Genomic DNA, 14,168 nt, shown 5'->3' on the forward strand with positions numbered 1-14,168 from the left:
GTTGCCGGCCATTACCGTGGTCGTGGGAGTCGTCTTTCACAAATTTGATAATTGTGAATTAATAGATTGTCTGTGCGCAGAACAACTCGAACACTATTCAGAATTGTTCTGGAGTTGTGTTGTACACAGATAACATCTTAACAATATAACTAATACATCTTTATTTACTTGCCTTTCTTCTTACCTGATGAAAGACCGATTTCATGAAGTGTGGGTGCCACACCATCCCATTCAATCTTGATTTCAAATACATTTTTAGATTTAGGTGTGCTAAATACATTCTCAGATTTAGTTAGCGTACCAACTTTAGACCAACCATTTTCAGTTCTTATTGAAACAACTGCATTTGAAATAGTTGAGGGGTTTTGGTTTACAGTAAACTTATTGATATCAGTGCTATCAGAAAGTTTGTATACCAGGCTGCCACTCTTAGGTGCATTTACATTTGGTTTAAATGCTGTGTTTAATTTACTGTCGATGATGTTAGCTGCTTCAAATTTAGCTTCAGCAGTTGGACTAACCTCAAATGTAACATCATTATTGGAATATTGTACTTCTAAATTGGTAATATCAAATGTAACTGCATGTTTTGTGTTGTTAATCAAACGAACATAATTTGCACTTCTAACCTTTGTTAAATCCGTTACTGCTGTCCATTCAACACCATTGATGGATGCTTCTAATGTTAATTGTTCATTGTTTGTAACATCAGCAATGATCGATGTTAATTCTTTAATTTTGTTGAGTTTGATACCAACATATTGACCTTTTCCTAATTTAATCCCTTTTAGATTCTCAAGTGTCGCGTTCGATGGGTAGATATCTACTTGGTTTGTTGCTAACTTTTTAACGTTTGTGTATACATTTCTTTTAATATGATCCGCATCATCTTTGTTGATGGATAATTCACGAACAGATATCCAGTTATTCTTAAGTTCACCTGTTGGAATTACTCTTATATGTTTCGCTTTTACATGTAAGTCATCGATAACGATTTTTTGCGTATTAGGACCATATATTTTTCCATCTACGTCTTTCCACTTTTTCCCGTTCATGGAATATTGGAATTTAACATAGTTAAATGAGTCACCAGCACCTGGCTCACCCTGTTCAAAAGTAATGCTATGAACGTCAGTTACTTTATTTAATTCTACCGCAACAAAGTCATCTTCCTTCGCACCGCGGCGTACCCACATAGTTGATAATCTATCAGTACCACCATCTACGATATTTTGAATATGTCCCCAATATAAGTTTGGTCCCATGTTTGTGTAAGGGAAGAGTACTAATCCATTCGTATCTGGATTATTTTTTTGATTAAACTTTTCGCTTATTAATCTTGATAAGTCATTAATAAATGGTACTAAATATTTTGTTCCTGGTTCTGGTCTAGTTTGACCATTATTGATTGCTGGAACTCTATGGGATTTTGAAGCAGTGTATTCATCTTCACCTTGAACATAGTACTTCATGGCCTCATCATAATTACCTTGTTCGAAAGCTACTGCTGCATTTATATAGGCAATTGTTGATTCGGCTTCATCTCTTAACGAATCAACCCAACCTTTAATTTCTGTCTTTAATAGTTCATTTTCAGATTTTTGTGCGAAGCTATTTGTATCATCTACAATCTTGCTATACTCTTTTAACAAGTACTTGCTATCTTTTTTAATGGACTTTCCAGCAAATAGTTTTTTTGTGAAATCTTTTATATAGGGAGCTAATTCTTCTGACTCTTCTAAAGCTAAACCATGCCAGTTTGGAGTTGGATCACTCATATGTTTTGCAAATGTGTGTAACTCTTCTGCTGCATCTGGTTCGATGTACTTGAAAGAATCCTTCCAGCTTTTGTCCATGTCGAAACCTGCTCGATTCCAACCGTAGTCTGCGATTGCAAATAGAGCTACTTTTGAAGATTGAGCTTCTTGCATTGGGTTCGTTACAATACCACGGAAGTTGGTAACAGATGGGTCTAGCATTTCACCTTTCCCCATGAGTAACCTCTTATTGTTAATATCATTAACTGGCCAGTTTAACCACATGAATGCTTCACGGCCAACTGCTTCTTCAAAGAAATCAAATGTTTCTTTATTTACATCACCAAGAACTACGTCACCTGTCCACATAATTTCAGTAGATTTAGGCATTTGTCCAATTGTATTCAAATATTCGTTATTAACATCGCCACCTGCAGACTCTTTTGTATATACCTTAGGGACGAAGATAAAGCTATAAACATCGCCTTTCGATATGCTCCACTCTTCTAAGTCGTTCATTAACCTTACTTGATCTGCTGCTTCTCCTTCTGCTGCATCATCACCAAGTACACCAAATTGACGTACACCAACATCGTATAATTGCTCAAATTTAGTAATGATTGTTGCTAAATCCTCTTGATATTTTGCTTCATCCTCAAATTGAATTGGATTGTGTAAGAATGGATGAATCGTCCAAATGAATTTGTTCTTTGAAGCAGCTCCAACTTCAACCAATTCTTTAATTTCAGTTAACTTTCCGACTGGGTAGGGTTCTCTCCATTTAAGACTGTGATACTCATCATCTTTTGGTGCGAAGATGTAAGCATTCATCTTAAAGTCTCCACCAAATTCCATTAAGCTCTTACGGTTTTCATTGCTCCAAGGAATACCATAATATCCTTCAATAAATCCTCGCCAATGCCCATCTGAATAATCTTTTAGTAAGAGGTTTTTAATTTCATAGCCTTCTAATTGCTTAAAGATTAATTTTAAAGATGTAATCCCATAGAAAGCAGAATCTGTATCTTTACCTAATACAGCGATTACATTATCACGAACAGATATGATATGAGAATCGTTTTCTTTAAAATGAGCTTCATCATCTAACCCTTTTGAATTGAAGTACTTATCAACGATTTCGCCTGAGTTGTTGATCCCAACAATAACGTTTGTTTTTCCTTCTTGAATTTCTGTACCTACTGTATGGTTAATATTTTTAATTGCTAACACTTCGTTTAACCGATTTTTTGTTGCTTCATCTAAACCACTTTCAAAGACAACGTTAATATCTGAACCTAAGTCAAGATTTCCTTTGTTGTATACAATGCTTTGAGGAAGTGGGTAAATTTCATAACCTTTCTTATCTTTTGCTTTTGCCGGGGTACTAACTTTTTTGCTAGCTTCTTTTTTTCCTTCTTCTGCTTGTACAATAAAGCTAGGTGGTAGTAATGAAATTAACATTACCAAAGACATCAGTATTGCTAATAAAGAATGTTTCTTTTTTCTAGATAAATGCATGTGAATTCCCCTTTACTATTTAAAATAGTTTACGTTCCTTCTTTTCTACTTAATGACTACGAGTGTCATTGTTTTTTAACGTACACACTTTTTTAAAATACATCGTCCACTATGAAAAATATGAAAATATTGGATACCCTCCTTTTTATATTTATGGAAAAAGGTTATGCACATAAAAAGAATCTCCCTCTAAAACAACAAAAGTAAGGTTGAAATCCCGAGCGCATAACATGATCAATAAATCACTGTATCCAATTAAAAAAAATCTGCCTTGCACCATGCGATTTAAATACTATTCGGAATTGTTCGTGATTACAATAGGTACCCGGACCCTACACGATTCATACACTAATCTAACAATTTAGGCGAGAAAAATGGATAACCTTTGCTTGTTATGTAATTGGTAGGTAAAAGTGAGCATCAAATAGGCTAAAGAAATAAAAAAATCGCGTGCCTGTGCACCACACAATACAGACATTAGTCTGATAATTCAAGAACAGAAAACGAGTATTAATCTCCCAGCAATAGACCGTGGCTGGGGGGATATTTTTATATTTTTAAAAGCCGTGCCTGTGCTTTGCACAACTAGAACGCTATTCAGAATTGTTCTGGAGTTGTGTCGTGCACAGGCAACGCTATTAATGCACAATTCAGATTACGTACCTAGATAGTAGGATTCCAGTTGTCCCTATCGATATTCTAAATAATAATCAAAAAGCCAAAAATAGCTGCATGTGCACCGCGCGATACATAAACTAGTCTGACAATTAAAAGGTCTTATCTAGATAGTAGTCTTCCAGATGTTTCGATTGATATTCCAAGAAGCCAGTGAGGATGGTTAAGTCCACACTGGCTTCTTATCCACTTGTAGCCGATGAACAACACTACTCAGAAGTGAGTTGGGGTTGGGTTGTGCACAAGTCCCAAGTAGCATGATGAGCCGAAGGAACCCTGATCGGGTACGGTTCCGGAAGAGTTGTTAAATTATCCGTCATAAATGGGGAATTGTTGTGAAAGACAGAATAATTCCACGTGCGGATTTAAAAGAACTTTAATAAAAGTGACAATCCTACTTTGAAAAAATGAAAAGTGCATACAAAGAGACTATCAAAAATCGAAAGTATACAGACCATTTCATCCATCTTTATCATTTATTGAGTCTGTCGCCAATGATTTAGGTAAAGATTATGTAAAATGTAGTTGAAATATCGAAAAATAATTGTATGAATATTTGATATAATCTAAATAACTAAAACGCGACTCGAGGGGGTAACTAATTTGAATAAGATTCGAAGGCTAAGAAACGGAATGATTTTAGCGATGGTTATTATGGTTCTGGCTGGCTGCTCAACCGGAGAGAAAAGCGTAATGACAGAAGAGGGGAAAGGGAAAGGTAAAGGCGTTAGTTCAGAAGATACGTTAATTATCGCAAGACTTTCAGATGCTGAAAGCTTAGATCATCATTTTATGTCAACCATTAATGCTGCCAGTGTCACTCATGGAAATATTTACGAGGGATTGGTCGGACGTGATAAAAGTGCGAACCTTCAACCTTTGCTAGCCGAAAGCTGGGAGCAGCTCGATGACACAACGTGGGAGTTTAAGCTTCGTCAAGATGTTGTATTCCATGATGGAACCAACTTTACGGCTGATGCTGTCAAAGCTACCTTAGATCGTTTATTGGATCCAGCGGTGGGATCTCCAAAAGCAGGTGTATTTTCAATGGTTGAAGAAGTGAAAGTTATCGATGAGTACACGGTTCAATTTCTATTGTCCAGGCCATATTCTCCACTGCTTTCTATTCTGGCAAGCCATGAAAGCGGAATTATTAATCCGAAAGCAATCGAGAAGTTTGGCGGCGATGATATACAGGAACCAAGTGGAACGGGACCATTTAAATTTGAATCGTGGACGTCTGGTCAAACAATTGTATTAAATCGAAATGAAGACTATTGGGGAACAGCAGCGAAAGTGAGTAGAGTTGAATTCAAAGTCGTACCGGAAGAGTCAACGCGGACATCGATGGTTGAATTGGGAGAAGCTCATATTGCAGAACCATTGTCGATTTCTCAAATGGATGCAGTGAATAATTCTCAAAACTCGGAAGTTTACCAAAGTGAAGGATTTGGAACAGAGTATATTACATTCAACGTTGAGAAAGAACCCTTCGACGATGTGAGAGTTAGGAAAGCAGTTTCACATGCCATTGAAATGGATGCGATCCGAAAGGGAGTCTATAATAATGTTGGCGGAGAAGCGAATTCACTATTAGGTACTAAAGTCTTTGGATACCATGATGGATTGGAAATTTATGAATACAATCTATCCGAAGCAAAACGATTGCTTGCTGAAGCAGGCTATTCAGACGGTCTCGAAATTAAGCTGACTACAATGGATAATAAGGAGAGAATTGGTTTAGCGGAAGTGGTCCAGTCCCAATTAAAAGGAATCGGAATCAAAGTAAACATTGAAGTGATGGAATATGGAACTTTTGTGGCGACCACGCACTCAGGTAATACAGAAATGATCATTACCAGCTGGAGAAACGTGACGGGTGATGCTGACTATAATCAGTACAACCTGATGCATTCAAGTTCAAAAGGAGCAAGCGGCAATACATCGTTCTATGGCAACTCGGAAGTGGATGAATTAATCGAGGACGCCCGCAAAGAATCGGATCCCGAAAAGCGTCTTGAGATGTATGCAAAAGCACAGGAAATTGAAACGGAGGATGCCGTTTATATTCCGGTTCGGATAATCGAAAACGTAGCAGCGATTTCTAAAGATGTCAGCGGTTTTGAAATTAGTCCATCCGGCTATTTGGAAATCAATAACGTCTCCATAAAATGATATGTACAGAAGGGGTATTCGAGTAGGATATCTCTTCTATACTTATTAGGTAGTAGAACTAAAGCATAGGAGGACTCACATGTACATCCTGAAAAACATCTTATTAGAAACTGGTTATAGTAAAGAAAATGAACAGGTAAAGGCTACAGAGACTAAATCGTTTCACCTAAAGATTTCCGATGGTCATATTGCTGAAATCATCAACTTCGAAAATGAATTGCCCATAGATGAGAAAACGATAGATGGTAAGGGGCAGCTTGTCTTACCTTCTTTCAAAGAACGGCACGTTCATCTTGATAAGACGTATATGGGGGAACCTTGGCGTGCCTGTGTACCGGCTTATTCTGTCATCGAGCGAAGTGAAATTGAAAAGAATATTCTTTCGTCAATGGATGCGGGTACCGAAGAAAGAGCGAAAAACTTATTGGATGTTCTGCTATCTCATGGATCAACTTCGATAAGAACCCATGTAGATATCTATCCGGAAGTTGGACTGGCAAACCTAAAAGGTGTGCAGAACGTATTGACTGATTACCAACATAAAGTGGATTCGGAGATTGTAGCTTTTGCCCAGCATGGTTTGCTCCATGGAAATACAGTTCAGCTAATGAGAGAAGCAGTACGCAATGGAGCTGGTTTAGTTGGAGCAGTTGACCCAGCAACGGTTGACTTGAATATCGAATCCTCTCTCGTTCAGTTAATCGATATAGCAGTGGAAGGTAATGCCGGAATCGATTTACATCTGCATGATCCGGGTCATCTAGGAACATTCACCATGAAGCGTTTAGCTGCCCTGACTATGGAAGCTGGATTACAAGGAAAAGTTGCAGTTAGCCATGCGTTTGGATTAGGAGATGTTACACCTGCAGAAGCAAGAGACGTGGCAGAACGATTAAAAGAGGCTGGGGTGTCGGTTATCTCCAGTGTGCCTATTGGCAGAAACATTCCGCCAATTCCTCTGTTGGATGAGGTTGGAGTAAACGTGGCACTTGGTAATGATAATATTTACGATTCATGGTGGCCGACAGGGAATGGAGACATTTTGGAGCGGCTGGGTAGACTAATAGAGATCAATCGTTGGACAGATGAGCTCTCCCTGTCTCAATCCTTGCGTTTTATCACGAATGGTGTGACACCGCTTACGTTGAATGGAGAGCAAGTATGGCCTGTACAAGGAGACTTAGCTAACTTTGTTCTAGTCGATGCAAAGTGTTCGGCAGAAGCAGTAGCCAGGCGGGCAAAACGAACAGCTGTTTTTCACAAAGGAGCGCTTGTAGCTGGGGAACTTAGTTAAAAAAACTGAATGAAAAAAATCCTGCCTGTGCACCGTGCAATTCAGATACTAGTCTGATAATTAAATAGTCCTTTCTGAAAAGCAGTCTTTTAGCTATACAGCATGCTGGGAGACACTTTTACTTCATGTATGAAAGCACTGCAATTTACAATAAAGTGGTCATCTAGATAAGTTCGACGCTAGATGGCTATTTCTGTGATATATATATTATTCTTGAGAAGTATGTGGAAAACCCGGCAACGATATCAAAGCCTTCAAATACAACGTTGGGAGGGTTTTTGCGTTCTATTTCAACAACCAAACCACGAATCTAGAAAGGCTGCCTGTGCACCACACAAATCGGTCACTATTCAGAAATGTTCTGGAATTGTGTCGTGCACAGGCATAGCTTTTGCGAAGAAGATTGCATCCAGTCGATGGCACTCATGAATCCTTCGTATTGTCGAGGAGATTCCCTCTTATATAATTCTTAGATGACAAATAGGCTCTGTCGTCGTATCAAGGGCAAAGGGAGTACCTCCAGTCTTTTTTGGTTTTTTAGTTGACTACCATTCTACTAGACTTGGGGAGGTACTTCTTTTTACGTCTCTAAATCTTTAGTGTATAAGGGCTGAGAATAATGAAATTCACTCACATAAGTTCAAAATGAAAACAGAAGAAATTTAAGGCATTCTATCATCGGATAAGATAGAATGCCCATCAAATGCTTTTAGCTAATATTGCAATTGTTATTCAGTTGGTGCAGTGTTTGTTTGAAAAGAATGTGATTTTCTTGTAGCCAGACTGATGACAAACATCAAGATAATGTTCGTAAACAGTGCGATAATTCCAATGTTTAAGTCTTGTATGACACTCGGAAGGCTGGGGAATAATTGCGCCATTGTTGTTTTGGAGAAAGTGACATATATGACAATGGCTACGCCTGTAAACATCCCGATGCCAGCTCCGAATTTGTTAACAGTATTCGTTTTCCTCAGACTTAAGTATAAAGAAGGTGCCATCTGTGTAATGAGACTGAAAGATGTCAAATACAAAGTGGCCAGTGTTTCACTGCCGCTCATTGAAAAGAATGCGCATACTAAGGATAGCAGTACGACAAAGCCTTTTGCAGACAGGGATTTACTTTTTTCGGAAATCGTTGGTTTCAGCGGTTCGATGACATTAGTGGTAATCATGGTCGCTGCTGCCATGAGCATCATAGAACCGGGTACGAGGGTGGCCAGCAAACCTGTTGCTCCGATAATGCCAACAAACCAAGGATTGAATGTTTTCATGGACAATTCCAACAAGGCGAAATCTCCGTTCTTAAGCCCTGGCAGTTCTACAATTGCTGTGAAACCGACAAAGTAAATGAATAATACCATTATTGCATAAAGCGGCAGAAGAACGGCGTTCAACCGAAAGGATTTTGCACTTTTGGAAGCATAGATGGTTGGTGCGTTATGTGGCCACATGAAATAAGCAAACGCACTGATAGCAACCGTTGAGACAAACCAGGAGACACTCATGCCTTTGGAAGGGAGTGTGAGCGCTTCCGGTTTTACCTCCTTGACTGCTTGAAACAGACCATGAAAACTTCCATGATAATGGATTGGTAAATAAATACCTAAAAATAGAATGACAAAGAATATTAAGATATCTTTTACGATAGATGTCCAGGCAGAACCGTGAATGCCGGACGCCATTACGTATGCTAGTAATGCAAACATACCAATCCAAATGGCAACCGTTGGCGAGATGGCCCCGTAAGAAGTCGTTGCGACTAAGATTCCCATGGATTTGAACAAAATCGTAATGTATGGAATCAATGCGACTACGCCGATTATGGCTACAAATACACCGAGTCCTTTACTGTTGTATTTTACAGAGAAAAACTGGGACTGGGACACAATATTTTTCTCTTTCGCGTATTTCCAAATAGGAGGCAAAATCCAGTAGGAGGTAATAGTGCCCAATGCCGTAAAGGCCAGTAAATAAAAAGCAGCTGCGCCGTTGTTAAATGCTAATCCACTTGTTCCGAGTAGAGTAAACACGGAATAGGTCTCACCTGCAAGGAGTAAGAAAATGAAGATTCCGCCAAAACCCCTGCCCCCGATAGCCCACTGCTCCATGCTCATATCTTTCCCGCGTTTCGCAAGCAGTCCGAGTGTAATACTTAATACCAGGAATACAATTATTATAAGCAATGCGATATTCAATCTTCTTCACTCCCTTTATTTAAAGGATCTAATTGATAGATTGTAAACATAATGATGGAACAGAGAACTGACCAAAGGATTATCCAGAATAAGAAGAAGGGGAGACCTAAAACGTAAGGTTCTACCTTGTTGACAAAAGCGGCGCCTCCTAATATTGCTATAAAAGGGAGAACAGCCAGCAGATAATAGGGCTTCATCAAATCACCTGACCTTTCTAATTGTAGTAATGCAAACGCTTTCTTCTGAGGAGAAAGAAAAGAAGCTCTTTTAGGAGCTCTTTTCTATTATATTTTTTATTTTGCTGCCGAACCTGGTACGAATTTTCCGTAACCCGGCTCTTTTTTTACGTTCTCGCCATCATATACCTCTTCACCGCGTACAATCGTTGAAATGACTTTTCCGCTCAATTTCTGCCCATTAAACGGAGTCAGCTTTGAATGTGAGCGGAAGCTTTCCTGGTCAACAATTGTTGTTTGCGCAGGATCGATAACTGTAAAGTCAGCATCGTAGCCTTCGCTAATTTTACCTTTACCGGGAATAGAAAAGACTTCTGCTGGATGGGTAGACATTAAATCGGCAAATTGATTTGCTGTCAAACGTCCTTCCGCCACTGTGCTATTAAACATCAGTGGTGTCATGACTTCAACACCGGGCAGGCCAGAAGACGCGAGGAAGATATTGTCGTTGCCTTTTGCTTTATGTTCAGATCCCCAAGGGGCATGGTCGGAAGAAATCAGGTTGATATTTCCATCCTCCAGGTGATTCCATAGCCCGGCCACTTCTTCTTTTTCACGGAGAGGAGGATTGTTTTTCGCTATCGGTCCCAACTTGTCCAAATCGTCTACATCCAACAGTAGATAAGGATAGCAAGTTTCACAAGTAACATTTACCCCCTGTTGTTTAAAGTTTTGAATCAAATCGATTGTGCGCGGATGGCTGACATGAACGATATGAAGCTTTACATTCGTCCAATATGCAAATTCCATCAATTTTAGGACTGCACTGGTTTCCGTTAGTGGGGGACGGGTTTCGTTATGAGCCTTTGGATATACTTTTCCTTCATTTTGATAAGTGTCAATCATATCCACAATAATCTCATCATTTTCCGAGTGGAAAGCGGCACGTAATCCGGTTTGTTCAATGAGTTCCATAGCCCTTAGGATTTCTGGATCAGGAATCCGGGGGAAACGGTATTCGTCTGTTTCGAATGTAGACATTTTGAATGCGATGGCGCCTGCTTCCGCCATCGGGATTACTTGGTCCGTTCCATTCGTTTTGGAAATCGTTCCCCAGAGACAAATATCCACGACCGCTTCCTTTTCCAGCTGTTCCACTTTCTTTTTAAAGATATCGACATTATTGATTGGATTCGGCAAGTCATAAGGCATGTCCATAAAGGTTGTTATTCCGCCGGCTGCAGCAGATGAGCTTGTTGTGACAAAGCCTTCTGCCGGGTTGCTGAAGCAGTGCACATGCACGTCAATTATTCCTGGGAATACATATGCTTGACCGAAGTCCTGGACGTTGTCTGCTGTCAGTTTCCCTGATCCTTCGTGGATAGCGACTATTTTACCGTTTTTGATGCCAACTTCCCCTTGTATGGTTCGGTTTGGCAATACTAGGTGTCCTTGAATGATGCGGTCTAATTTTTGATTCAATTTAAACACTCCTCTATAGCTGTACTTCGATTTTTGTCACAGCTTTTCTGATTTCGGCTACAAACTCCTCTGCCGGTTTCTTAGTCATTCGGTCTCGTGGGCCAGCAACACTTAAGGAGCCCAATAATTTGTCATCACTATCGAAAATAGGAAGGCCAATGGATACTACACCTTCATCGATTTCACTGTCTGAATATGCAAAGCCCACTTGCCGTATTGCTTCTAAATGTTCCTTCATCTTCTTTGCCTGGATAATCGTATTGTCAGTGTGAGCCTCGATAGGAACACGTTCGTACAGTTCATCTACTGTGCTATCTCCCATGAAGGCAAGTAAAGCCTTGGAGGAAGCTCCACCATATAGAGGTACAATATTACCCTGTTCAGACGACACTTTTACCGGATGGCCGGATGGTACGGAAGACAGGCAGACTGCTTGCATATTGGAAGGTACTAGTAAAATGGAGGTTTCACCGGTCACTTTGGTCAGTTCCCGCATCGCTTCCTGAGAGATAACTGGAAGGTCGGTATCCATTTTGATAATCTTCGCGAGCTTCAGAAAAATATAGCCAAGGCAGTACACACCAGGAGAATATTCAACGATATATCCTTTTTCCTTAAGTAGACGCATATGCCGATAGACGGAGCTTTGTGGCTGCTGAAGTCTTTCAGCTAGCTCAGGTACGGTATATGCCCGATTTTCAAAATCGAATTGTTCCAGTATTTCCAATGTTTTTTCAGCGCTCATATAATCACCTTTTCTGATTAGTAGTTATCAATTCTCTATATTTGATAATATAGAGAATTGACTACTCATTTACAATTATTTATTGGACGTAATTGCTTTCAGAAATATCGGCGATTAAAAGGTGCGACTTATTTGGACGGCTTGCCGACCTCTAATACAGTGTTCAGCAAAGTCTGGGCGCCCTTTGCCAGATCTTGTTGGTCAGCCCATTCTTCTGGACAATGGCTTCTTCCGTCTTTGCAGGGGATGAACAGCATACCGACAGGTGCCAGAAGGGACATCTGATTCGCATCATGACCCGCACCGCTAGGCAATTCTAAGAGCCTGTCAGTCACCTTACTGCCTGCCTTGTGAAGAAGGGACTGGATGTCCTTGTCTATCGTAATCGCTTGAGAGCGAGAAATATCTTCATGTGCAACGTGGACAGCCCGCTGACTGGCGATATTTTGAGCTTTTTTGATAAATGACTCACTGACTTCATCAATTGCCTTTTCGGACGTGCTTCTGATCTCCAAAAGGAATTCTACTTTTCCTGGTACTACGTTGGAGCCATTTGGATAATTAGCAATGACACCTGCCGTGCCAACGACTGACTCTTCGTATGTTCTACTAGCTACTTCTTCCAGTGCAAGAATCATTTGTGAAGCAGCAGCCAGTGCATCATTCCGTAAATGCATAGGTGTCGTACCGGCGTGATTGGGCTTGCCATCTACTATTATTTTATAACGTTGGATACCCACAATACCTGTCACAATTCCTAAATCGGCTTGTTCGTGTAAAAGAACTGGTCCTTGTTCAATATGGAGTTCAAGATATAAATAGATATCGCGCTGTTTTTTTAAACAAGCAGCAATCTCATCTGGTTTTCCTCCAGCGAATGCAATAGCTTCACCTAATGTTTGGCCTTCTGTATTGGTATAAGTAAGCATCTCTTCAGACAAATTACCGCTCCAAGCCCTGCTTCCTACTGTGGACAGCCCATATTCTGAAGGTTCTTCTGCAGTGAAGTCGACGATTTCAAGCGGGCGATCCAATTGAAAGGAATGATCATGCAGCGTACGGGCAACTTCCAAACCTGCCAGCACACCTGCAATCCCATCAAATCTTCCCCCGTCTGTAACCGTGTCCGTGTGGGAGCCGATGATTATAGGTGGTAATGCTGGATTTTTACCTTCTAGGCGTCCTATAACATTAGCTGCTGCGTCCATCTTGACTTCCAATCCACACGCTTTCATCTCTTTCATCAGCCACTGTCTGCCCTCGTTATAGATAGGAGAAAAAGAACGTCTTGTCCAAGGTTTTCCTGGTATTGTGAATCCAGCTAATTCATGGACCATATCCCACAACCTGCTTGAATTGATTTTCACTTAGGCATTCTCCTTTTATAGTTAGTTGGAAAGTTGTATCACTTTATCAAGTAATGCATTCTGGGCACCAAAACATCTACAGGGATAGGCATTTTCAATGGTGTCAGGTAATTCCGTGCCATAACCGTAGCAGTCTAAAATCACGAATTCAGGCGCATACTTTCTGACCTGAGCCATTATTTGTGAATAGTGGCATTCCGATTTAGGGCCAACTGCAAAAAAATGTTTGTCACCTTCGACACAATCCCATTTAGCAGGGGCTGTAATGAGCTGTTCAGGGATAGGAACAAAAATTGCAGTTCGATTGTTTGAGCGGATCACTGAACTCTGCACCTTCAATTCCTCGAAAGGAAAAAGCAAGGGAACCTCACTGGATAGATGAGAAAACTCACTCATACACAAAATCGCAATGGCTTCGGACGTAGGTTCAAATTGATGTACAAGTTTTTGTAACCGCTGCTCGATAAATTGATGACCGACAGTAGCAGAACCGTCATTCAAAACTGCGTATAGTTTCTCTTCTTTATCGGAAATCGGCAACTGATGAATCGCTTCTGGTGTAATATCATCCAGCGCGCCAACCAAACGAACATGAGAAATATTCTTCGAAACAAAAGGTGCCAGTAAGTCGGGTCTTGGAGTTTGCCCAATCGTCAGTAAAGTGATCATTGCATTCCTCCTATTCGGAAAGTCTTTGAATCTCTAATTTCTGCTTCATATTATCTAAAAAAATTATCAAATGTCAATTTCACATTATCAACATTTGATAAAGAAAATTATG

9 protein-coding genes are annotated in these 14,168 nt (G+C 40.1%); 2 read left to right on the forward strand and 7 right to left on the reverse strand.

The window, feature by feature from the left end:
* Nucleotides 1-164: 164 nt before the first annotated feature.
* Nucleotides 165-3,275, reverse strand: a complete 3,111-nt coding sequence (locus N693_RS19440; RefSeq protein ID WP_051508763.1) for a beta-N-acetylglucosaminidase domain-containing protein — start codon at nt 3,273-3,275, stop codon at nt 165-167.
* A gap of 1,308 nt (nt 3,276-4,583) precedes the next feature.
* Between N693_RS19440 and N693_RS0116190 the strand changes: the two genes are divergently transcribed.
* Both N693_RS0116190 and N693_RS0116195 read left to right on the forward strand, forming a co-directional pair.
* A complete protein-coding gene (locus N693_RS0116190; protein WP_037593588.1) occupies nt 4,584-6,125 on the forward strand; it encodes a glutathione ABC transporter substrate-binding protein in 1,542 nt (513 codons plus the stop codon).
* A gap of 79 nt (nt 6,126-6,204) precedes the next feature.
* On the forward strand, nt 6,205-7,419 hold the full coding sequence (locus N693_RS0116195; RefSeq protein WP_025785876.1) for an amidohydrolase: 1,215 nt from the start codon (nt 6,205-6,207) through the stop codon (nt 7,417-7,419).
* Between the two features lie 728 nt (nt 7,420-8,147).
* Here the strand turns inward: N693_RS0116195 and N693_RS0116200 are convergent.
* The 6 genes from N693_RS0116200 to N693_RS0116225 form a co-directional block, all read right to left on the reverse strand.
* Entirely contained in the window at nt 8,148-9,617 is a 1,470-nt protein-coding gene (locus N693_RS0116200; protein ID WP_025785877.1) for a sodium:solute symporter, read from the reverse strand.
* Nucleotides 9,614-9,814 (reverse strand): DUF3311 domain-containing protein, encoded by a 201-nt coding sequence (locus N693_RS0116205; protein WP_025785878.1) that lies wholly within the window; start codon nt 9,812-9,814, stop codon nt 9,614-9,616. The genes N693_RS0116200 and N693_RS0116205 overlap by 4 nt, the downstream gene beginning before the upstream one ends.
* 96 nt (nt 9,815-9,910) lie before the next feature.
* A complete protein-coding gene (locus tag N693_RS0116210; protein WP_025785879.1) occupies nt 9,911-11,275 on the reverse strand; it encodes a dihydroorotase family protein in 1,365 nt (454 codons plus the stop codon).
* A 13-nt stretch (nt 11,276-11,288) separates the two neighbouring features.
* On the reverse strand, nt 11,289-12,020 hold the full coding sequence (locus N693_RS0116215) for an IclR family transcriptional regulator (RefSeq protein WP_025785880.1): 732 nt from the start codon (nt 12,018-12,020) through the stop codon (nt 11,289-11,291).
* Nucleotides 12,021-12,148: 128 nt separating this feature from the next.
* Nucleotides 12,149-13,387, reverse strand: a complete 1,239-nt coding sequence (locus N693_RS0116220; RefSeq protein WP_025785881.1) for a Zn-dependent hydrolase — start codon at nt 13,385-13,387, stop codon at nt 12,149-12,151.
* Nucleotides 13,388-13,408: 21 nt separating this feature from the next.
* Entirely contained in the window at nt 13,409-14,056 is a 648-nt protein-coding gene (locus N693_RS0116225) for an AroM family protein (RefSeq protein ID WP_025785882.1), read from the reverse strand.
* Nucleotides 14,057-14,168: the final 112 nt, after the last annotated feature.

The organism is Sporosarcina sp. D27, from assembly GCF_000586555.1.
GTDB lineage: Bacteria > Bacillota > Bacilli > Bacillales_A > Planococcaceae > Sporosarcina.

Bases quoted from the DNA above. Each gene is read 5' to 3' on its own strand.
- N693_RS0116225 (WP_025785882.1), bottom strand. From the start codon at position 14,056: ATGATCACTTTACTGACGATTGGGCAAACTCCAAGACCCGACTTACTG.
- N693_RS0116205 (WP_025785878.1), bottom strand. From the start codon at position 9,814: ATGAAGCCCTATTATCTGCTGGCTGTTCTCCCTTTTATAGCAATATTA.
- N693_RS0116190 (WP_037593588.1), top strand. From the start codon at position 4,584: ATGATTTTAGCGATGGTTATTATGGTTCTGGCTGGCTGCTCAACCGGA.
- N693_RS0116215 (WP_025785880.1), bottom strand. From the start codon at position 12,020: ATGAGCGCTGAAAAAACATTGGAAATACTGGAACAATTCGATTTTGAA.
- N693_RS0116195 (WP_025785876.1), top strand. From the start codon at position 6,205: ATGTACATCCTGAAAAACATCTTATTAGAAACTGGTTATAGTAAAGAA.
- N693_RS19440 (WP_051508763.1), bottom strand. From the start codon at position 3,275: ATGCATTTATCTAGAAAAAAGAAACATTCTTTATTAGCAATACTGATG.